This window comes from Micromonospora sp. NPDC047707 (assembly GCF_040704235.1).
Classification (GTDB): domain Bacteria; phylum Actinomycetota; class Actinomycetes; order Mycobacteriales; family Micromonosporaceae; genus Micromonospora.
In genome coordinates this window covers 1-20,107 of the sequence record NZ_JBEYSU010000039.1, presented here as the reverse complement: position 1 = coordinate 20,107, position 20,107 = coordinate 1, and the positions used below count along the sequence as shown (strand labels likewise).

Genomic DNA, 20,107 nt, shown 5'->3' with positions numbered 1-20,107 from the left:
TTGGCCGCCGCCGTCCACTCCCAGCCCGGATCGGGCGCCCGGTTCGAGTGGGGGTTGGCGGGGGCGGCCGAACTCGGCCGCGTCTGCGCGGTCCTGGTGGTGGTGGACGTGCTCTCGTTCACCACCGCCGTGGAGGTGGCCGTCTCCCGGGGCATGCGGGTGCACCCGTTCCCGTGGGGCGAGCAGGCCGCCGGGTACGCCGTCCGCGTCGGCGCCGTCGCCGCGGTCGGCCGCCGACGCACCACCCCGGACCATCCGTGGTCACTGTCGCCGGCGGCCCTGCGCACCGCGCCGGCCGTCGCCGACCTGGTCCTGCCCTCACCGAACGGTTCGGCCATCAGCGCCGCCGCGAGCGCCACCGGCCTGCCGGTCGTCGCGGCCTGCCTGCGCAACGCCCGCGCCGTCGGGCGCTGGCTCCGCCACCAGGGGTACGGCTCGACGGACGCGCCGATCGGTGTCGTCGCCGCCGGGGAGCGCTGGTCGGACGGGTCGCTGCGCCCCTCCGTGGAGGATCAGCTCGGTGCCGCCTGCGTCCTCGACGCGCTGTCCGGGGTGCCGGGCGGCCTGTCCGTCGAGGCGGCCATGGCGCTCGCCGCACTCGCCAGCACACCGGACGTCCCGGCGGCCGTCCGGGGCTGCGTCTCCGGTCGGGAACTGGCCGAGGGCGGATTCGCCGAGGACGTGGAGATCGCCGTGGAGGTCGGCGTCTCGGGCGTCGTGCCGGTGCTCCGCCAGGGCGTCTTCACCCGCGCCTGACCGGTACCGCAGCCTGCACCGCTCGTGGCTGCCACGGTCCGCCGGGTCCCGCGCCCTCCTTCCCGGGATCTCTGCTCGCCCGTGCCAGCCGATGCCACCGGCCGAGCGCCGCATGTCATGCGCGCGCCCTTTGCTCTGCTTCAACCTACGCAACGGAAACGCCAGAAAACCATCGCGTCCGGTGAAGCAGAGCAAAGGGCACGAATGTCTTCCAGGCGTCGTCGTACCGATCACGTTGGGGCCGGACCGTCGGCGATGTGCGCGGTCCAGCACCACCTCGCAGATAGCCGACCGTGCCGGAGACGAGGGAGGGGCCGTCCGATGCCGGACGGCCCCTCAGCGTTCGTCGTGTTCCGGTGTCAGTCGTCCAGCCAGTCCAGGCGGCGACCGCCGCGGTCCTGCGGCGGGCCGTCGGGTCGGCCCCGGCCGGCCTGCGCCGGGTCGCCGTACCCGCCACCGTAGCCGCCCTGGTCGTAGCCGCCCTGGTCGTAGCCGCCGCGGTCGTCGTAGCCGCCACGCTGGGCGGCCGGGGGCTCCTGGCCGTAGCCGCCCTGCTGGCCGTACCCGCCGCCGCTGTAGCCGCCCTGGTCGTAGCCGCCGCGGTCGTCGTAGCCGCCACGCTGGGCGGCCGGGGGCTCCTGGCCGTACCCGCCCTGCTGGCCGTACCCGCCGCCGCTGTAGCCGCCCTGGTCGTAGCCGCCGCGCTGGTCGTACCCGCCGGTCGGCTCGCCGGCCCGGCCGTAGGGCGCGGAGTCGGCCTGGCCGTAGCCGCCGTCCTGCTGGTACATGCCCGTCGCGTACGGGTCGGCCGGTGCCGGGTACTGCGTGGCGTCGCCCTGGTAGCGGCCGGTCGGCTCGTCGTACCGCTCGCCGTAGCCGGGCGCGCCGCCCGGAGCCGGTGGGTAGCCCGCCCCGGCCGCGGCGCCGGCGGGGGCGCCGTAGTCGTTGCCGCCGTATCCGCCACCGGACGCGTTGCCGTAGCCGTCACCGGAGGACGGCGCGTTGCCGTAGCCGCCGCCCGAGGACGGCGCGTTGCCGTAGCCGGCGGCGCCGTAGCCGGCCGGCGCGGCGGGCTCGTCGCCGTAGCCGCTGCCGGCCCAACCGCCGCCCTGGCCGGCGGGAGCGCCGTACGGCTGCGGGGGAGCGCCGTACGGGTCCGGCGGGACGTCGTCGACCACCGGGCGGTGCATCATCGTCGGGGCGTCGCCGAGACCGGCGCCGCCGACCATCGTCGGAGCCGCCCCGGCCGGGTTGACCACACGGGTGTGGTCCTCGGCCCCGCGGTACGCGCCCCGGGCGGCGGGCACGGCGCCGGCGGCAGCGGCCGGGCCGTCCTCGGCGTCTTCACCGTTCTCCTTGCGCCGCATCCAGAGCAGCACGATCGTGCCGACACCGGCGGCGACGAGGAGACCGCCCAGCAGGATGATCAGCAGCGAGCCCATGCCGCCCGAGTCCGCGTTGCTGGCGTTGGTCGGGGCGGCCGCCGCGGCGTCGGCCGACTCCTCGGCGACCTCCTCGGTCACCTCCTCGGTGGGCGCCGCCTCCACGGACGCCGATGGCGTGGCGCTCGGCGTGGTCTCGGCCTTGATCGCGAGGGTGAGCCGTTGGCCGGTGATGGACTGCCCGGCAGAGGCGTTCAAGCTTTTCGTGGTGGTGACGTTGTCGAAGCTCGCGCCGATGTCGATGCGGCCGGGAGCGATGGGCTTGCTGGTGGTGCCGGTGAAGCGGAAGTTGCCATTTCCGTCGGCGATGGTGTCGAAGCTGCCGCCCTTCGCGTCCTTGAGGGCCACGTAGGCGTTCGGCACCGCTTCGCCGCCCTGGTTGACCACCTTGCCGGAAATCGACTTCACGGTCTGCGCCTGCGTCGGCTCCGGGGCGGCCTTGCCCTTGACGCTGAGCTGGAACGTGGCCGTGTCGGGACCCGAGTCGGCCTCGACCGCGACGGTGACCGTGACGTTGGCGTCGGTGGCGTTGTCGTTCGCCTTGATCGTCACCAGTTGCGACTTGGGCAGGTTCGGCGGGTTGAAGCGGAGCTCGTCGCACCCGCGGGAGCAGGTGACGCCGGAGGGCAGCCCGGAGAGGCTGATCCGGGCGGTCTCGTCGTTGTTGCGCGGCGTGACGGTGACGGTGACCGTGGCGTCGCTGCCGGCGTTGACGGTGACCGAGCCGGGGGTGACCGCCACGTCAGCCGCGAACGCGGGGGTGGGGGGGACGGTGAGCAGGGCGCCGACAACCAGCGCCACGACCACACCGGCCCGCTGCTTCCAGGCACGTCGGTGTGTTGACACGTCCACCGCCCTTCCGGACTGACTTACCCTCCACGGCCGGCGGGCGCCGGGCCGGGAATCATCACGGTACGAATACGCCGTCGGCAACTATGCCTTGTCTGACCGGATCAGCGCGACCCAGGGCCGGCGTGATGCGCGCTGCGCGTGGGTCGTATCGTCCCGTCGTGTCCTCTCCGCACGTTAAGTCCGCCGCGGTCGCGGCGGCGTTGTCGGCGCTCGACGAGGGGCGTACGCCTGATCGGTCGGTGTACCGAGGGGCGGTCCGTGCCCTGTTGACCGCCCTCGCGGAGCGCGCCCCCGGCCGATCGGTGGAGGTGCGTGTCCCACCTTACGGTGCAGTTCAGTGCGTTTTGGGTCCTCGACACACCCGTGGCACCCCGCCGAACGTGGTGGAAATGGACCCGGAGACCTGGCTGCGGGTCGCCACCGGTCGCCTCGACTGGGCCGAGGCGGTCACGGAGGGTCGCGTACGGGTGAGCGGGACCCGGGCGGATCTTTCCCCGTACCTGCCGCTCTAACTGCGACGATGATCGGCGTCCGGTGACGGCCCGCAGCCATTTCGTGACTTTCTGTGTCGCTTCGGGTTCGCGTACACTGTCAGGCGACGACAGTGGTCCCGGCCGAACAGTGCGGATCCCGCGATCCCGCGAGGCCAGTCCAGCATGAGGGAGCGGCAGGTGCCCCGAGGCGATGGCCGGCTGAGCCACGACCTTGATCCCCAACGTCCCGGCCCCCAGGACGCGTGCGGCGTCTTCGGCGTCTGGGCGCCCGGCGAGGAGGTCGCCAACCTGACGTACTTCGGGCTGTACGCGTTGCAGCACCGGGGGCAGGAGGCGGCCGGCATCGCGGTCAGCGACGGCTCGGGCGTGGTGGTCTACAAGGACCTCGGCCTGGTCGCCCAGGTCTTCGACGAGCCGACCCTGGCCAGCCTGCGTGGGCACGTCGCCATCGGCCACGCCCGCTACTCGACGACCGGCGCCTCGAACTGGGAGAACGCCCAGCCGACGATCCGGTCCACCACCTCCGGCACGACGATCGCGCTGGCCCACAACGGCAACCTGGTCAACACCGCCGACCTCCAGCGGGAGGTCGGCGAGCGAGGGCTGGTCGCCGACGGCGCCACCAACGACACCTCCCTCGTGACGATGCTGCTCGCCAGCCGGCCGGACCTGTCGGTCGAGGCCGCCGCGCTGGAGGTGCTGCCGCGGCTGCGCGGCGCGTTCAGCTTCGTCTTCATGGACGAGTCGACGCTCTACGCCGCCCGCGACCCGCACGGCGTCCGCCCGCTGGTGCTCGGCCGGCTGGAGCGCGGCTGGGTGGTCGCCAGCGAGACCGCCGCACTGGACATCGTCGGCGCGAGCGTGGTCCGCGAGGTCGAGCCCGGGGAGCTGATCGCGATTGACGAGGACGGGCTGCGCTCCACGCGGTTCGCGCCGCCGGAGCCCAAGGGCTGCCTCTTCGAGTACGTCTACATCGCGCGTCCGGACGCCACCATCGCCGGCCGCAACGTCCACGCGGCGCGGGTGCAGATCGGCCGTCAGCTCGCCAAGGAACATCCGGTCGAGGCCGACCTGGTGATCCCCGTGCCGGAGTCCGGCACGCCGGCCGCCATCGGCTACGCCGCCGAGTCCGGCATCACGTACGGCGCCGGCCTGGTGAAGAACCCGTACGTCGGGCGGACCTTCATCCAGCCGTCACAGACGCTGCGCCAGCTCGGCATCCGGCTCAAGCTCAACCCGCTCCGCGAGAACGTACGCGGCAAGCGGCTGGTGGTGGTCGACGACTCCATCGTCCGTGGCAACACCCAGCGGGCCATCGTGCGGATGCTCCGCGAGGCCGGCGCGCTGGAGGTGCACGTCCGCATCTCCTCCCCGCCGGTGACCTGGCCGTGCTTCTACGGCATCGACTTCGCCACCCGGGCCGAGCTGCTCGCCAACGGGCTGGACAACGAGGGAGTCCGCCGGTCGATCGGCGCCGACACCCTCGGGTACGTCTCGCTCACCGGCCTCATCGCGGCCACCGAACAGCCGAAGAGCCGACTCTGCCGGGCCTGTTTCGACGGTGAGTACCCGATCGAGCTGCCCGCCGCGAACCTGATCGGGAAGCACGTCTTGGAGGGGGTCGGCCGGCGGGTCACCGCCGAGACCTCCGAGCAGCGCGGCCTTCCGGTCGTCGTAAGCACCCACCACCCGTAGCACCACCGGGTGCGGCCCGGCCGGCGCCGGTCCGCATCGGAACCACCAAAGGGGAGAACCGTGACGCACGTGTCCGAGCGCAGCGGCGCAGGAAGCAGCCCGACCGGCGCTGGCGGCGACCGCCAGCCCTGGACGGCCGGCACCGGCCGCCCGGCGCGCAAACGCGCGGTCTCGTACGCGGACGCCGGGGTCTCGATCGAGGCGGGTGACCGGGCGGTCGAGCTGCTGAAGTCCAAGGTCAAGCAGACCCGGCGGCCCGAGGTGATGGGTGACCTGGGCGGCTTCGCCGGCCTGTTCCGGCTGGACACGCAGAAGTACAAGAACCCGATCCTCGCCTCGTCCACCGACGGCGTGGGCACCAAGCTGGTCATCGCGCAGCAGATGGACATCCACGACACGGTCGGCATCGACCTGGTCGCGATGGTGGTGGACGACCTGGTGGCCTGCGGCGCCGAGCCGCTGTTCCTGCTGGACTACATCGCCACCGGCGAGGTCGTCCCGGACAAGGTCGCCGAGATCGGCGCCGGCATCGCCGACGGCTGCCGGTACGCGGGCTGCGCGCTGCTGGGCGGCGAGACCGCCGAGCACCCGGGCGTCCTCCGCCCGGACGAGTACGACATCTCCGCCACCGGCGTCGGCGTGGTGGAGGAGAGCGAGATCCTCAGCTCGGAGCGGGTCGAGGTGGGCGACGTCGTGATCGCGATGCGGTCGTCCGGCCTGCACTCCAACGGGTACTCGCTGGTCCGGCACGTCCTGCTCGGCGCCGGCCGGATGCGGCTCGACGTGGTCATCGAGGACTTCGGCCGCCAGCGCACGCTCGGCGAGGAGCTGCTGACCCCGACGAAGATCTACGCGCAGGACTGCCTGAAGCTGATCGCCGAGGCGGAGGTGCGGGCGCTCGCGCACGTCACCGGCGGCGGCATCCCGGGCAACCTGGTCCGGATCCTGCCGGAGCACGTCGACGCGGTGGTCAACCGCTCCACGTGGAAGCCGCAGCCGATCTTCGACCTGGTGCAGTCCAAGGGCCGGATCGAGGACCCGGAGATGGAAGCGACGTTCAACATGGGCGTCGGCATGTTCGCGATCGTCTCGGCCGAGGACGCGGACCGGGCGCTGGCCACCCTCACCGGGCGTGGGGTCGACGCCTGGCAGGCCGGCGAGATCATCGAGGGCTCCGGCAATGTCCAGATGATCGGGCAGCACACCCGCGGATGATCACGCTCTGGTGATCGTACGGGCACCTGATCAGGGCTTCACCCGAGTGGACATCGCCGCCTAGCCTGAAGGGCACCCTCAACGCTGCCGGGCACGCCGTGCCTGGACAGCTCCCCAGGCGCGGCAGAGGAGGGCGATGGCTGCTCGGGGACGGTCGATCGGCGGGATGCGTGGCCTGGCCACCGTCCCGACGTACGTCGTGATGCAGCCCACCACCCTCTGCAACCTCGACTGCGCGTACTGCTACCTGCCGTTCCGGGCGGTCGACCGGCGCATGCCGGTTCCGGTGGCGGAGGCGGTGGCGGCGTCGGTCAACCCGTGGGCGCGGGCCGGCCGTTTCTCGGTGGTGTGGCACGGGGGTGAGCCCCTCGCTGCCGGCCGGGAGCACCTCGCGGCGCTGATCGCACCGTTCGGGCCGGAGGTCGAGCACCACGTCCAGACCAACGCGACGCTGATCGACGACGACTGGTGCCGGTTCTTCGCCGAGCACCGGGTCCGGGTGAGCGTCAGCGTGGACGGGCCGCGGGAGCGCAACGGTGACCGGGTCGGCCGGGGCGGGCGGCCGGCGTACGACCGGATCGTGCGTGGTGTGGAGGCGCTGCGCCGGCACGGGCTGCCCTTCTCGGCGCTGGCCGTGGTGGGCCGCCCGGAGCCCGGTCTCGCCACCGAGCTGTACGACTACTTCCTCGACCTCGGCCCCGACGTGCTGGGCGTCAACATCGAGGAGACCGAGGGCGTCAACACACGGGACAACAGCCACGATCCCGCGGCGGTGACCGCGTTCTGGGCGGAACTGGTGGCGGCCTGGCGCCGGGACCCGCGGATCCACCTGCGCGAGGTCGAGTGGTCGCTGCGGTACGCCGCCGCGGTGCTCGACGGCACCGCCGACGATCTGCTGCCCCGCCGGCTGGACCCGATCCCCACCGTCGGCCACGACGGGTCGGTGACCGTCCTGTCGCCCGAGCTGGCCGGCTTCACCGATCCCCGGTACGGCGACTTCAGCAGTGGCAACGTGCTGGTCACGTCGCTGGCGGAGATCCTCGCCGGCGCCGAGGGGACGCCCTGGGTCGGCGAGTTCCTCACCGGTGTGGAGGCCTGCCGGACGTCCTGCCCGTACTTCGGATTCTGTGGCGGCGGTCACGCCGCCAATCGCTACTTCGAACTGGGGCGTTTCGACGGTACGGAGACCGAACACTGCCGCAACAGCAAGATCCGCCTACTGGAGGGAGTGTTGGAGCATGCCAGAGACCACCGGTCACCGGCAGCCTGAGCGAGCGACGGGGGTCGCCCTGGAGGAGGTCGCCGACCGCGTCCGCGCGGCGGGCCCGGGCCTGTCCGCGTTGCTCCAGGAGGCCGAGGTCGCGCGTCGACTACGTGCGGAGGTGGCGGGTGGCGACGGCGCCAGTGCGGTCTGCGCCTGGAACCACTTCGAGAACATCCCGACCTTCTACAACTGGAACAACCGCCCGCGCTGAACACGGGCGGCCGCCGAGCCAGGGGCCGGCCGGACGGGGTCCGGCCGGCCCCTGGGCTTTCAGTCGGGACGCCGCTGCCGAACGGGCACATACGTGAGCACGCGGGGCTTACCGCGTGCTCAGTTGCGACCGGGGGTCAGCGGGTGGGACGGACCCAGGACTCCGGGTCGTCGTCCGCGTGGTCCTCGTCATCGTCGTCGACATACTCTTTGTAGTCGTCGTCGAAGTCGTGGTCCGACTTGCGGCTGCCGCCGAGTTCTCGCTGCAAGGCGGCGAGGTCGGTGTTCGGGGAGTGGTACTTCAACTCCCGGGCCACCTTTGTCTGCTTGGCCTTAGCACGGCCGCGCCCCATGGCTCGACCCCCTCGCACAGAATGCGGGGCAGCCCGAAGGCGGGCCCCGATGACGTCAGGCATCTCTCGTGGCTCTTACGGTACATGGGGATGCCGTCGTTCGGCACCTCGGGTTACCGTCGACCGGCTCCGCGCGTCGCGGTGGTCCAGCCGTCACACAGTGTACCCGGTAAGGACCGATCGCGTGTGCGCCCGTGACACCGGACAATTCGCCTCGAATAGAGCTTAACGGCGGCGGCAGGGTTCGGGAGGCCGGGGGCGGAACCGGCTGGCGCCGCCCCCGGGACCCGGATCAGGGCAGGTGGATCGTCCGCAGCCGGCCGACCTCCGCCATCCGGCGCTCGGCCAGCCGGTCCGCCGCCACCGCCGGCGGCACGCCCTCGGCGTCGGCGAGCTGGAGGATCTCCCGCGTGGTGTCGTAGATCTTCGTGGCCCGCAGCTTGGCCCGCTCGAAGTTGAAGCCCTCGATCTCGTCGGCGACCTGGATCACCCCGCCGGCGTTGACCACGTAGTCGGGCGCGTACAGGATGCCGCGGTCGGCGAGGACCTTCTCGATGCCCGGGTGGGCGAGCTGGTTGTTGGCCGCGCCGGCGACCACCTTGGCACGCAGCACCGGCACCGTGTCGTCGTTCAGGGCGCCGCCCAGCGCGCACGGGGCGTACACGTCGATGTCGGCGGCGACGAGCGCGGCGGCGTCGTCGGCCAGCGTCACCTGCGGGTAGGTCGTGCGGGCCCACTCCAGGGCCTTCGGGTTGACGTCGGTCGCCACCACCTCGGCGCCGTCGTCGACCAGGTGGCCGACCAGGTACTTGCCGACCTTGCCCAGGCCGGCCACGCCGACCCGCTTCCCGTGCAGCGTCGGCGCACCCCAGACGTGCTCGGCGGCGGCGCGCATGCCCTGGAAGACGCCCCAGGCGGTGAGGACCGAGGAGTCACCCGCGCCGCCGTGCTCGACGCTGCGGCCGGTGACGTACCGGGTCTCGCGGGCGATTACGTCCATGTCGGCGACGTAGGTGCCGACGTCGCAGGCGGTGTAGTAGCGGCCGCCGAGCGACTCGACGAAGCGGCCGTACGCGCGCAGCAGCGCCTCGCTCTTGACCTGCTCCGGGTCACCCCAGATGACCGCCTTGCCGCCGCCCAGGTCCAGACCGGCGAGGGCGTTCTTGTACGCCATGCCGCGGGACAGGTCGAGCACGTCGGCGAGGGCGGCCTCCTCACTCGCGTACGGGTAGAACCGGGTACCACCGAGCGCCGGGCCCAGCGCGGTGGAGTAGATGCCGATGATCGCCTTGAGGCCGGTCTGCTTGTCCTGGCAGAACACGACCTGTTCGTGGCCAGTCGACCCCGGGTCGTCGGTGGTGGCGAATACGCCCATGACTCGCTCCTGGTGTGGGGTGCGGCCTTGTGGGCCGCGGACCTGTGGACGCCGGCGGGATGCTGCCGGTGCCGCTGAGCCTAGTATCGGCCGACGCCGTCCCGCCGTCCCCGGCGCGTGGCGTCCGCAGGCCGGGACCGGCCGTGGTCGCCCGTGGCGCGTCCGGTGCGGTGCGGGCGGGGCTACGTGTCCGACTCGTGGGAGGATCGCGCCGTGCCGTCGCTCTTCGCTTCATACCTGCGCGTGTACGAACCGCTGACCGCCTTTGATCGCGACCGTCAGTCGTACTGGCGGCGCTACGTCGAGCAGGGACGCGCCGTGGCCCCGGTGGAGGGCCCCGGACGGCAGCGGACGTCGGTGATCGAGGCGCTCGGCGCGGGCTGGACGCGCCTGCCGGACCTGCCCGACGAGGCGTACGTCCTGGAGACCGACGACACCCTGCTGGTCTGCCCGTGGAACCTGCGCATCCGGGTGGCGGAGGCGGCGCTGAGCGCGCGGGACGGCGTACCGCCGGTGCTGGCCGACGCCTTCGTGCCCCCGGTGCTGGCCGGGCAGGCCAAGGCGGTGGTGGACGACTGGCGCAGCGGGGCGCGGGTGCTGGAACACGGCGTTCCCCGGGTGCACGAGCAGATCGCCACCTGGGGGGTGCCGCTGCGGTGGTTCGTCCTCTTCGACGCGGAGGAACGGCACCACGTGACCCGGCCGGGCCGGCGGGCGCTGCGCTACCGGACGGAGATCTCCAAGGCCCGCCGTCGCGCGTCCCGCGCTCTGGCGGTGCTGCGCAAGTCCGTCGGTGCGGCGCCGATCACCGAGGCCGTGGAGGAGGCGGCCCGCTGGCTGGAGGAGTTCCACCCGCGGTCGGTGGTGGAACTGGACTACGGCGGGCTGGTCGAGCTGCTCTCCGACGAGACGCTCGCCGCCGACGACTCGCCGGAGCTGGTCGCGGCCGGTCTCAGCGGGCTGTCGCGGGGCGAGGCCGAGGAGGCGTCGGCGGCGTACGACAAGCTGGTGGCGCGCTGGCGGGCGGTGCAGCTGCTCGAGCGGTGCAATTAGCGACATATTGCACGATAACGCGAGGGTCCTTCGTAGTTGACGCATCACGAACCGTGATCATGAGTCCGAATAAGGTACTTTCTGCCGTGTAAAAGTCGCATAATTCGGGCATGGTTCATCCGTCCGTCTAGGGACGTTCGGCCGTTCGGCCCATGTCGGACATCGGGGACTAGCCGGACCATGGGAGACGCGTCGGCCGGCGGGACCCCGGCCGATGTCTATACATGTGGAGGAGTGACCCATGGCATCGCGAACGCACGAACCGGAGCCGCTGCTCACGCCGGCCGAGGTGGCGTCGATGTTCCGTGTCGACCCGAAGACGGTGACCCGGTGGGCCAAGGCGGGCAAGCTGAGCGCCATCCGGACCCTCGGCGGACACCGTCGGTACCGGGAGTCGGAGGTCAGGGCCTTGCTGCAGGGGCAGATCCCGCAGCAGCGCCAGGGGGACTGACCAGCACCGACAGTCAACCAGACGATGTGCGAAGGGCGGCGGACCGATCGGTCCGCCGCCCTTCCGCGTGTCGGCCGACGTTTGCTCCCCGAGCGCACCGGGGCCCGCCGCCGACCGACCGGCCGGCCGGAGAACCTAGTCCTTGATGGTGACCCGGATGCCGACCGTCCCCTGCTCGCCCCGGCGCAGCCGGCTGCCGAGCAGCGTGAGCCGGCCGAGCAGCCGGTACTTCTCCTTGATCAGCGCCCGGACCCGGCGCGTGCCGGCCGGATCGGAGAGCGTGGCGTGACCGGGCACCGAGGGCCCGTGCGGGCGGCCGCGGACATCGCACGGCGCCACCGTCACGTCACCGCTGCGGCGGATCCGCTTCACCTTGCCCGAGTCGGCCACCGTCCACACCGCCAGCGCGTCGCCGTCGCGGACCGCCCACACCGGCGTCGGCACCTCCCGGCCGTCCTTCCGGAAGGTCGTGAGCAGGATGTACTTCTCCGCCGCGAGGCGGTCCAGCGTGGTCACGCCGCCAGGATACGGCCGCTGCGGTCGCGCGACGGTGCGGTTGGGCGTGTCTCCTGGATCGCCGTCCCGGGCCGCCCGGCGAAGATCCGGGCGACACGCCTAACGTGACGGGTGTGATCGGCGAGCCGCGCATCGGGGACGTGATCGGGGAACTGCTGCGCGACGCCCTCGCCGTGGCGACCGGGGTCGGCCCCCGACCGCTCGTGGGCGGTCGACTGCCCCGCCCGGTCATCGAGATCATCGAACGCGACGACGGCCTGGTCAACGGTGCTCCGGCCGCGCACTACCTCGACGGGCCGGAGCACTGGCAGCCGTACGACCACCGGGCGGTCGACCGGGCCCGCGGCGCCACCCTGGACGTCGGTGTCGGGGCGGGCCGCATCGCGCTGCTGCTCCAGGAGCGGGGCGTACCGGTGACCGGACTGGACACCTCGGCGGGCGCGCTCGACGTGTGCCGCCGCCGGGGCGTACGCGACCTGGTGCACGGGACGGTCGACGCGCACGTCGCCGACGGGCGGCGCTACGACACCTTCCTGCTGCTCGGCAACAACCTCGGCCTGATCGAGGGGCGCGAGCGGGCACCCGGCTTCCTCGCCGCGCTCGCCGCGCTCGCCCGCCCCGGCGCGCAGGTCATCGCCCACGGCACCGACCCGTACGGCACCCGCGACCCGGTGCACACCGGATACCACGAGCGCAACCGCCGCCGGGGCCGCCTCGGCGGGCAGCTCCGGCTGCGGCTGCGCTACCGGGAACTGGGAACGCCCTGGTTCGACTACCTGGTGTGCTCGGCCGAGGAACTGGGCGCGCTGGTCCACGACAGCCCCTGGCGCCTGACCGACGTCGACGACCAGGACGCCCCGTACTACCTGGCGACGCTCCGCCTGCGCGGGCGGTAGGACGGCGTCCTCACACCTGGACGGTCGGGGGGAGCGGCTCGGGAGGCAGGCCGCCGTCGCCGTCGACCACCGTGTCCGGGGTGCCGTCCTCGTCCAGGTCGACCATCGTCACGTCGACCGTGCCGTCGCCGTCGGTGTCGAACTGGAACAGGTCCGCCCTGCCGTCCCCGTCGGTGTCCACCACCCACACGTCGGTGCGGCCGTCGTTGTTGGTGTCCGCGCGCAGCAGGTCCACCCGGTCGTCCCCGCGCGTCTCGACGGTCTCCGCCGGGCCGACGGCGTCCGTGGTCTCCGGTGACTGGCTCATCTCGTCGTCCTCCTTCGATCGATGCCCCGACAAGTACCCGGACCGTCCCGGCGCCACGCCTGCCGGCGCGGGCCGGCCGGGGACGTCGACGCAGGCCCTAATAGGGTCGGCCGCATGAGCGAGTCGAACAGGCGGAGAGGCGCGGGCGAACCCCGTGGCGCCGCCCGAGGCAGGGAGGCGTCATGAACGACCGCTGTGTCGTCGTCGGGGCCGGCACGATGGGGCTCGGGATCGCGTACGTGGCGGCCGGGGCCGGGTACTCGGTGGAACTGGTCGAGGTCGACCGGGCGCGGGGCGAGGCCGCCGTGGCCCGCCTGGGCGAGCTGTGGGACCGGGCGGTGGGCCGCGGCAGGCTGACCGCCGAGCAGGCGGCGACGAACGGGTCGCGGATGACCCTGCGCGGCGCGCTCGCCGAGGTCGCGGAGGGGCCGGACGTCGTCGTGGAGGCCGTACCGGAGCGGACCGACCTCAAGCGGACCGTCCTGCGTGACGCCGAGGCGCTGCGCCCGGCGCTGCTCGGCAGCAACACCTCCAGCATCTCGATCGCCGAGCTGGCCGACGGGCTGGCCAGCCCGGACCGCTTCCTCGGCCTGCACTTCTTCAACCCGGTCTGGGCGATGGCGCTGCTCGAGGTCGTGGTCGGCCCGGCCACCGCGCCGGAGACCACCGACGCGGCCGTCGCGCTCGCCGGCCGGTTGGGCAAGGACCCCGTCGTCGTACGCGACATGCCCGGCTTCGCCACCTCCCGGCTCGGCGTCACGCTGGGGCTGGAGGCGATCCGGATGGTCGCCGACGGGGTTGCGAGCCCGGCCGACATCGACAAGGCGATGGTGCTCGGATACCGGCACCCGGTCGGCCCGCTGGAACTCACCGACCTGGTCGGCCTGGACGTCCGGCTGGACATCGCGCGTACCCTCCAGGCCGCGTACGGCGACCGGTTCGCGCCGCCGCCGCTGCTGGTGGAGATGGTGGCCGCCGGCAGGCTGGGCAGGAAGTCCGGACAGGGCTTCTACCGCTGGGAGAACGGGGCCAAGGCGTGACCGGGCTGCGCGTCGAGGAGCACGCCGACCGGGTGGTCGCCACGCTGGACCGCCCGGAGAAGCGCAACGCCATCGACGCCGACCTGGTGCGGAGCCTGCACGAGTTGTGCGCCGCGCTGGAGGCGCGCCCCCGGCTGCTGCTGCTCACCGGCGGCGCGGAGGGCATCTTCGCCGGCGGTGCCGACATCGGGCAGCTCCGGGAGCGGGGTCGCCTGGACGCGCTGGCCGCGATCAACTCCGCCGTGTTCGCCCGGATCCGGGCGCTGCCCATGCCGACCGTCGCCGCCGTCGACGGACCGGCCCTGGGCGGAGGCGCCGAGCTGGCGTACGCCTGTGACCTGCGGGTCTGCACGGCCCGTGCGGTCTTCGGGCAGCCGGAGGTGCGGCTGGGGATCCTGGCCGGCGCCGGTGCGACCCACCGCCTGCCGGCGCTGGTCGGGGAGGCGCGGGCCAAGGAGCTGCTCTTCACCGGCCGGCGGGTGGACGCCGACGAGGCGCTGCGGATCGGACTGGTCAACCGGGTGGTCGCCGAGCCGGCCGACCTGCTGCCGACGGCTCACGGCCTGCTGGACGAGATGGCGAAGGGTTCCGCCCTGGCGCTGCGGCTCACCAAACTGGCGGTGGACGCGCCGGCCGCCGCCCACCCGCAGCTGGACCTGGTCAGCCAGGCGGTGCTCTTCGAGGACGAGGAGAAGCACCGGCGGATGACCGAGTTCCTGGAACGCCGCCGCGACCGCTGACACGGAGACGGCCGCACCGGTTCACCCGGTGCGGCCGTCGCGGTCCGTTCGGCGGCTCAACGCCGCAGCTGCACCCCCGCGTCGGCGAGCGCACGGATCACCGCGGCCGACTCACCGAAGCCGATGATCAGGACGGCGTCGGCCCCGAAGGACTTGATCTCCTGGGCGCCGGACGTGAAGTCGACCGGCTTGGCCTTCGCGTCCTCCGGCGGCTCGTACGTGAGCAGCTTCAGCCGGTCCGCGCCGATGCCGGCCTTCTCCAGCTCGGCCCGGACGAAGCCCTGCAGGCCTTCACCGTAGGAGTCCTTACGGGCCACGATGGCGATCTTCTGCGGGCCGTCCCGCATGATCACGTCGGCGAGCGCCCGACCCTGGAGGCTGTCCGGCGGGGCCGTCCGGAAGTAGAGACCCTTGTCGTCCAGGTCGGTCAGGCTGGCGTCGGTGTTCGACGGGGAGAACAGGACCAGGCCGGCCTTCACCACGTCCGGCAGCACCTCCCGGGAGATGCCCGAGCCGCCCGCGCCGATGATGACGTGTACGCCGGCCTCGACGTGGCTGGCCACGGTGGCCTTGGCGACCGCCGGGTTGGTGCCGTCGTCACCGTCGATCCAGGTGACCGGGTCGCCCAGGGCGCCACCGGCGGCGTTGATCTCCTTGATGGCCAGCGCGGCTCCGGCGGACAGCGGAGGGTTGGCGATCGCGAGGTCACCGGTCTTCGGCAGCAGACCGCCCAGCACCAGCGGGGAGCCGTCGTTGCGGTCGGCCGCGCCGGTGCCCTGCTTCTTCGGCCGCGGCGGAGCCTTGGTGCTCGCCCCCGACTCGAGGCCGGCCCCGACGAACTCGGTCTTGCCGTCGTTGATCTGCTGCCCGTCGAAGTGCAGCGTGGCGTAGCTGGCCGTGGACGGCTCACCGGCGTCGGTGAAGCCGGCCCGGGTCAGGGAGACGCTGCGGTACTCGATGTCCTGCCCCTTGCGGGCCAGATCGAGGCAGCTGGCGGCCGTCTCGCAGCGCTGCCCGCCGTTCGTGACGCCGACGATCTGCTTCGCGATGGCGGCCGGGTCGGTGCTGCCGGCCAGCTGCGCGGCGAGCGCGCTGATCAGCACCGCGTCGTACGCCTCCGCCGCGTAGAGGAAGTCCGTCAGGTTCGGGTCGACGGCCAGCAGCCGGCGCTTGAAGTCCTCCGGCAGCGGCGTCAGCGGGGTGGTGCCCTTCATACCGTCGACCAGACCGGCCCGCTCCTTCAGCTCTGCGGCGTAGGAGTTGAGCATGTTGCCGTCGGTGCCGTAGAGGCGCACCTGGGTGTTGGTGCTGCCCTCTTCGGGCTTGTCGGTCCCGCAGGCGCTGGTGGCGAGCAGGAACGTCGCGCAGGCGGCCAGGGTGGCTGCCCGCGAGGCGCGTGAGATGAGCATGGTCGTCCTTCCTCCGCGAAGGTCCGCTGCGCAGATTAGCGTGCCCGGCTTTCCCGCGGGACCGTGGCCGTGCCTCAATCCGCAGGTAGGCCCCTTGCTCACGGAGAGTTACGGCCCGGCGGGCGCTTGACGGCCCGTCCTACCGTGCCCTGCGTGACCGATTCACCACAGCAGACGCAGGAGGACGCCGCAGCGGTGCTCCGCTCGGCGCTGGCCGGCGACGGGGAGGCGGTCTGCGGCACCTTCGACGCCGTCGTCGACCGGTCGGGCCTGGCCGGCGCGTACGGGGTCGCGTGGTGTCTCGCCGCGACGATGGTGGGCCAGCCGACCGGTTCCGGCACCTGCGCCCTCGACTTCCCCGGCATCGACGAGGCCGGCTACGACACCCGCTGGGTGGCGCGCTTCGTGAGCGCGTACGCCAACTCCGACGCCGACACCGGCGCGGCGCTGTTCGGCGCGGCGGCGGCCGACGGGCTCCTGCCGGACTGCCTGCTCACCCTGGCCGGGTCGACGGTGGCCACCCTTCGCAGTCGCGCCGGGTAGCGCGGCGCCCGTCGGGGGGCGGGCGCCGCGACACCTCGGCCGGTGCCGCCGTCGCGGGGTTGACGCGTCACCTCGTCCGTCGTCCGCCGCCCGTGATAGGCCTGTGCACATGTCCGAGGCGATGCTGAGCAAGGTCCGCAAGCTGCTGGCCAAGGCGGAGGACCCGGCCTGCACACCCGCCGAGTCGGCGGCGTTCATGGCCAAGGCGACCGAGCTGATCGCCCGCTACGGCGTCGACCGTGCGCTGCTGGCCGCCCGCGACCCGGCCACCGACCCGGTCGGCGACCGGGGGGTCGAGGTCGTCGCCCCGTACGCCCGGGACAAGGCGGGCCTGCTCGCGGCCGTCGCCGATCCGCTGCGCTGCCGCTGCGTACGCCGTCGGCACGGCAGCGGCTTCGCGATGCACCTCTTCGGCTTCGCGAGCGACCTCGAACGGGTCGACCTTCTCTTCACCTCACTGCTGGTGCAGGCCGCGCACGGCCTGGCCGGCACCCCGGTCCCGCCGGACGAGCACCCCGCCGCGTTCCGGCGGTCCTGGCTGGCCGGGTTCGCGCAGGTGATCGGGGAGCGGTTGCGGGCGGCGGAGGTGGCGGCGGCGAGCGACTCGGGTGAGCCCTCCGTCGCGCTGGTCCTGGCCGACCGCTCCGACCGGGTGCAGCGCCGGCTCGCGGAGGTCTACCCGCGGCTTCGTACGGCCCCGAGGCGGCGGCTGGCCGGGACCGGATTCCGCTCCGGTGCCACCGCCGGCCACCGCGCCGACCTCGGCGGTCGCGGTGTCAGCACCGGCCCTCGCCCGGGTATCGGCCGCTGAGGCGATGCTCAGCCGGCGACGCGCTTCGCGACGACGCTCGCGTAGCGGGAGAGCAGCTCGTGCCAGCCGGCGGTGAGTGCCTCGCGGTAGCCCTCCGCCGCCGTGCCGTGCCGGTCGAAGTGCCGGTGCTCCAGCTCCACCCGGGTGCCGCCGGACGGGTCCGGCTGGAACAGCGCCTCGACCTCGCTGGCCTGGGAGGGGTCGGGGACCGGGACGCGGTCCGCGCCGATCTGCCAGGTGAAGACGAGCCGCCGGGGCGGGTCCCAGGTCAGCACGCGGCCCCAGTCGTTCCGGAAGCCGTACGGGCCGATTTCGTAGAGCATGCCGCCGGCCCGGGGTTCCATGCCCAGCTCGGTGAGGAGACCGGGCCCCGACCACGTGTACTCCGTCACCCACCAGTCGGTCATCGCGCCGGTGAACACCCCGAACGCCTGCTCGTCGGAGGCGGGAACGAGGAGTGAGCTGCGGAGCGAGAACCGTTCGACGTACTGCCGGATGCCGGCCGGATCGGGCATCTCCTGTCCCATAGGCCCGGACCATACCGGCTGATGCCCGGGTGTGCGACTTAGCGGTGCTGCCCGGTTCCGGACACCCCCCGGGACGCCGGTTCGTACACCGGGTCTCCGGCCGGATGGGCGGACGGAATTCGGGTAAGCGCGCCCGACCGTCCTTGGCAGCCGGTGCGTGGAGCGGAGCGGGGAGCATGAGTGACGAGAGGCAGGAGCGGGGCGCGGACCGGCCCGTCGACGGGCCGACCCGGTGGCGGGTGAGCACCGAGCCGGCCCGTCGGGACACGACCCCGCCGGACGCGGACTCCGAGCCGGACGTCCTGCTCGACGTGCCGGAGGTGTCGGTCGACTCGATCCGCCTCGCGGTGGACGGGCTGGACGCCGACCTCTCCCTGCGCGCCCGACTGGCCAACCTGCTCCAGATCGACGCCGGGGTCCGCGTCCACCTGCGGAAGGTCGAGCTGGACATCACCGGTGTGCAGGCGGAGGCGCTGCTCAAGGTACGCCTCGAGAAGCTGGTGGAGATCCTCGACCGCGCGCTGACCACGATCGACCGCAACCCGCAGATCCTCGAAACCCTGTCGGGGACGGCCAGCGCCTCCATCGACGACGTGAACCGTGCCGCGCAGCAGGTCATCGGTGACCAGCTCGCGGCGACGGCCCGCCAGCTCTCCGGCGCTCCCGCCGAGGCGGTCCGCGGCACGGGGTCCGTCGCCCGTGCTGCCGGCGAGGCGGCGAGGGGCGTCACGGAGGCGACCCGTGCCGGCGGTGCGGCGACCCGACCTGGCGGCGAGGCGGCCGGCCGGGCCGTTGGCGGGGCCGGCCAGACTGCCGGCGGGGTGGGCCAGGGCGCGGGTGGCCGCGGCGGCGGAGCAGCGGACCGTGGGGCCGGCGAGCGGGGCGAGCCGGAGGGCGGCGGTGCCACCGACGAACTGGGTCAGCGGACCGGGGCGATCGGGGCCGTCGCCGACCGGACGCTCCGGGAGCAGGCCGCCGGACGTCCGAGCGGTACGGGTCAACCGGCCGGCGAGGGGCGTCCGACCGGTCCGACCGCACCCGGCCCCGGTGGTGGCCCGGGTCAGGGCGGCCCGGGCGGCCCGGGTCAGGGCGGTCCGGGTCGGGGCGGTCCGGGTGGGGAGTCGGCAGCGGGCAGGGAACCGCAGGAGGAGCCGGGTGAGGGGCCGCCGAGCGCCGCGCAGTTGGCCGAGCAGGCCAGCGAGACCCTGCGACAGGTGGGCCGGAGTGTGTGGGAGGCGATCCAGGGCGGGATCAGCCAACGCCGGAACCAGTGACCTGGTGGTCGTCTCCGCTTGATCACTCCATGCCGCCGGCGTCGCGGCTTCCAGCCGCCGGAGAAACCTCATGCCGCCGATCCGGAGTCGATCCTCTTCCTACGCCTTGCGGTCGGTGCAGCAGCCGTCGGCGCAGCCCGAGGGTTGGCCGGTGGCGTTGTCGGAGACCGGCAGCGGTGCGCAGTCGTCGCAGTGCTCGCCGCGCCACGCCGCCACGCCTTCCCGCACCGCGACGCCAGCGATGACGAGCCCGGCGATCGGGTCGGCCCAGGACCAGCCCCACAGGGCGTTGAGGGCGAGGCCGACGAGGAGCACCGCGGACAGGTAGGTGCACAGCATCGTCTGGGTGGAGTCGGCCATGACGGTGGCGGAACCGAGCTCCCGGCCGGTGCGCCGCTTGGCCCGCACCAGCAGCGGCATCACGATCAGCGACGCCACGGCCAGACCGATGCCGGCGGGGCTGGCGTCGGCGTCGCCGCCGGCGAGAAGCGAGCGGAGGGCGTCGAAGGTCACCCAGGCGGCCAGGGCGAAGAACGACAGGCCGATCAGCCGTAGCGCCCGGCGCTCGCGGTCCTCCGGCACGCGGGAGCGGAACTGCCAGATGAGTACGGCCGCGCTGGACACCTCGACGAACGAGTCCAGGCCGAAGCCGATCAGAGCCGTGGAGGACGCCGCCGCCCCGGCGGCGACGGCGACCAGACCCTCGATCAGGTTGTAGCCGGCGGTGGCGTAGGCCAACCACAGGCTGCGCCGGGACAGCACCGCCCGACGCTCCGGCGTCAGCAGGGACGCGCTCATTGGTGCACCCTTGTCTCACTCGAGCTGATGTTGGTTCGAGTGCACCGGTGACCGTCGGGCCATCGCCCAGCTCGCTCGATCTTTGA

General features: G+C 73.1%; 21 protein-coding genes and 1 pseudogene. 14 read left to right on the top strand and 8 right to left on the bottom strand.

The genetic code is table 11. From position 1 onward, the window contains the following. A complete protein-coding gene (locus AB0873_RS27795; RefSeq protein WP_366603367.1) occupies positions 1–756 on the top strand; it encodes a 2-phosphosulfolactate phosphatase in 756 nt (251 codons plus the stop codon). A gap of 359 nt (positions 757–1,115) precedes the next feature. On the opposite strand, the pseudogene AB0873_RS27790 reads toward AB0873_RS27795, so the two are convergent. Beyond that, positions 1,116–3,078: pseudogene (locus AB0873_RS27790) on the bottom strand (carboxypeptidase-like regulatory domain-containing protein). A gap of 130 nt (positions 3,079–3,208) precedes the next feature. Between AB0873_RS27790 and AB0873_RS27785 the strand changes: the two are divergent. The 5 genes from AB0873_RS27785 to amcA all read left to right on the top strand — a co-directional run bounded on the left by AB0873_RS27785 (position 3,209) and on the right by amcA (position 7,929). Continuing rightward, positions 3,209–3,562 (top strand): sterol carrier family protein, encoded by a 354-nt coding sequence (locus AB0873_RS27785; protein ID WP_155329433.1) that lies wholly within the window; start codon positions 3,209–3,211, stop codon positions 3,560–3,562. Between the two features lie 159 nt (positions 3,563–3,721). Beyond that, the gene (gene purF / locus AB0873_RS27780; protein WP_155329432.1) at positions 3,722–5,239 is read left to right on the top strand and encodes an amidophosphoribosyltransferase; all 1,518 of its coding nucleotides are present in this window, start codon (positions 3,722–3,724) and stop codon (positions 5,237–5,239) included. 60 nt (positions 5,240–5,299) lie between these two features. Beyond that, the gene (purM, locus tag AB0873_RS27775; protein ID WP_155329431.1) at positions 5,300–6,454 is read left to right on the top strand and encodes a phosphoribosylformylglycinamidine cyclo-ligase; all 1,155 of its coding nucleotides are present in this window, start codon (positions 5,300–5,302) and stop codon (positions 6,452–6,454) included. 166 nt (positions 6,455–6,620) lie between these two features. Then, positions 6,621–7,724, top strand: a complete 1,104-nt coding sequence (amcB, locus tag AB0873_RS27770) for a cyclophane-forming radical SAM peptide maturase AmcB (RefSeq protein ID WP_366603365.1) — start codon at positions 6,621–6,623, stop codon at positions 7,722–7,724. After that, positions 7,693–7,929 carry a multiple cyclophane-containing RiPP AmcA gene (gene amcA, locus AB0873_RS27765; RefSeq protein WP_366603336.1) on the top strand — a complete coding sequence of 79 codons (237 nt, stop codon included), beginning with the start codon at positions 7,693–7,695 and terminating at the stop codon, positions 7,927–7,929. The genes amcB and amcA overlap by 32 nt, the downstream gene beginning before the upstream one ends. A 136-nt stretch (positions 7,930–8,065) precedes the next feature. Here the strand turns inward: amcA and AB0873_RS27760 are convergent, their stop codons facing one another. Next, on the bottom strand, positions 8,066–8,281 hold the full coding sequence (locus AB0873_RS27760) for a DUF3073 domain-containing protein (RefSeq protein WP_155329428.1): 216 nt from the start codon (positions 8,279–8,281) through the stop codon (positions 8,066–8,068). A 292-nt stretch (positions 8,282–8,573) separates the two neighbouring features. Beyond that, positions 8,574–9,656, bottom strand: a complete 1,083-nt coding sequence (locus AB0873_RS27755) for a Glu/Leu/Phe/Val dehydrogenase dimerization domain-containing protein (protein WP_366603334.1) — start codon at positions 9,654–9,656, stop codon at positions 8,574–8,576. Positions 9,657–9,869: 213 nt separating this feature from the next. On the opposite strand from AB0873_RS27755, the gene AB0873_RS27750 reads away from it, so the two are divergent. After that, positions 9,870–10,709, top strand: coding sequence for a hypothetical protein (locus AB0873_RS27750; RefSeq protein WP_155329426.1), 840 nt, complete (start codon positions 9,870–9,872; stop codon positions 10,707–10,709). Positions 10,710–10,950: 241 nt separating this feature from the next. Further along, entirely contained in the window at positions 10,951–11,160 is a 210-nt protein-coding gene (locus AB0873_RS27745; RefSeq protein WP_007073996.1) for a BldC family transcriptional regulator, read from the top strand. A 135-nt stretch (positions 11,161–11,295) separates the two neighbouring features. Here AB0873_RS27745 and AB0873_RS27740 read toward each other — a convergent pair whose 3' ends face one another. Beyond that, positions 11,296–11,676, bottom strand: coding sequence for a PPOX class F420-dependent oxidoreductase (locus AB0873_RS27740; RefSeq protein ID WP_155329425.1), 381 nt, complete (start codon positions 11,674–11,676; stop codon positions 11,296–11,298). A gap of 113 nt (positions 11,677–11,789) precedes the next feature. Here AB0873_RS27740 and AB0873_RS27735 point away from each other — a divergent pair, with 113 nt between their 5' ends. Beyond that, complete coding sequence (locus tag AB0873_RS27735) at positions 11,790–12,572, top strand: class I SAM-dependent methyltransferase (RefSeq protein ID WP_366603332.1); 783 nt, start codon at positions 11,790–11,792, stop codon at positions 12,570–12,572. A gap of 10 nt (positions 12,573–12,582) precedes the next feature. On the opposite strand, the gene AB0873_RS27730 is transcribed toward AB0873_RS27735, so the two are convergent. Further along, positions 12,583–12,879, bottom strand: a complete 297-nt coding sequence (locus AB0873_RS27730) for a hypothetical protein (RefSeq protein ID WP_155329423.1) — start codon at positions 12,877–12,879, stop codon at positions 12,583–12,585. Positions 12,880–13,061: 182 nt separating this feature from the next. Here AB0873_RS27730 and AB0873_RS27725 point away from each other — a divergent pair, with 182 nt between their 5' ends. Both AB0873_RS27725 and AB0873_RS27720 read left to right on the top strand, forming a co-directional pair. Then, complete coding sequence (locus AB0873_RS27725; protein ID WP_366603330.1) at positions 13,062–13,919, top strand: 3-hydroxyacyl-CoA dehydrogenase family protein; 858 nt, start codon at positions 13,062–13,064, stop codon at positions 13,917–13,919. Continuing rightward, complete coding sequence (locus tag AB0873_RS27720) at positions 13,916–14,659, top strand: enoyl-CoA hydratase/isomerase family protein (RefSeq protein ID WP_155329421.1); 744 nt, start codon at positions 13,916–13,918, stop codon at positions 14,657–14,659. The genes AB0873_RS27725 and AB0873_RS27720 overlap by 4 nt, the downstream gene beginning before the upstream one ends. A 56-nt stretch (positions 14,660–14,715) precedes the next feature. Here AB0873_RS27720 and AB0873_RS27715 read toward each other — a convergent pair whose 3' ends face one another. Next, the gene (locus AB0873_RS27715; protein ID WP_155329420.1) at positions 14,716–16,068 is read right to left on the bottom strand and encodes an ABC transporter substrate-binding protein; all 1,353 of its coding nucleotides are present in this window, start codon (positions 16,066–16,068) and stop codon (positions 14,716–14,718) included. A 153-nt stretch (positions 16,069–16,221) separates the two neighbouring features. Here AB0873_RS27715 and AB0873_RS27710 point away from each other — a divergent pair, with 153 nt between their 5' ends. Together AB0873_RS27710 and AB0873_RS27705 are read left to right on the top strand one after the other, a co-directional pair. Then, positions 16,222–16,611: a hypothetical protein gene (locus tag AB0873_RS27710; RefSeq protein ID WP_155329419.1), complete on the top strand. Its 390-nt coding sequence runs from the start codon at positions 16,222–16,224 to the stop codon at positions 16,609–16,611. A gap of 109 nt (positions 16,612–16,720) precedes the next feature. Continuing rightward, complete coding sequence (locus AB0873_RS27705; RefSeq protein ID WP_366603328.1) at positions 16,721–17,422, top strand: DUF2786 domain-containing protein; 702 nt, start codon at positions 16,721–16,723, stop codon at positions 17,420–17,422. A gap of 8 nt (positions 17,423–17,430) precedes the next feature. On the opposite strand, the gene AB0873_RS27700 is transcribed toward AB0873_RS27705, so the two are convergent. After that, the gene (locus AB0873_RS27700; protein ID WP_366603325.1) at positions 17,431–17,949 is read right to left on the bottom strand and encodes an SRPBCC family protein; all 519 of its coding nucleotides are present in this window, start codon (positions 17,947–17,949) and stop codon (positions 17,431–17,433) included. Positions 17,950–18,125: 176 nt separating this feature from the next. On the opposite strand from AB0873_RS27700, the gene AB0873_RS27695 reads away from it, so the two are divergent. Next, positions 18,126–19,223: a hypothetical protein gene (locus tag AB0873_RS27695; RefSeq protein ID WP_366603323.1), complete on the top strand. Its 1,098-nt coding sequence runs from the start codon at positions 18,126–18,128 to the stop codon at positions 19,221–19,223. Positions 19,224–19,322: 99 nt separating this feature from the next. Here the strand turns inward: AB0873_RS27695 and AB0873_RS27690 are convergent, their stop codons facing one another. Beyond that, positions 19,323–20,021 (bottom strand): cation transporter, encoded by a 699-nt coding sequence (locus AB0873_RS27690; protein ID WP_366603321.1) that lies wholly within the window; start codon positions 20,019–20,021, stop codon positions 19,323–19,325. Between the last annotated feature and the right edge of the window lie 86 nt (positions 20,022–20,107).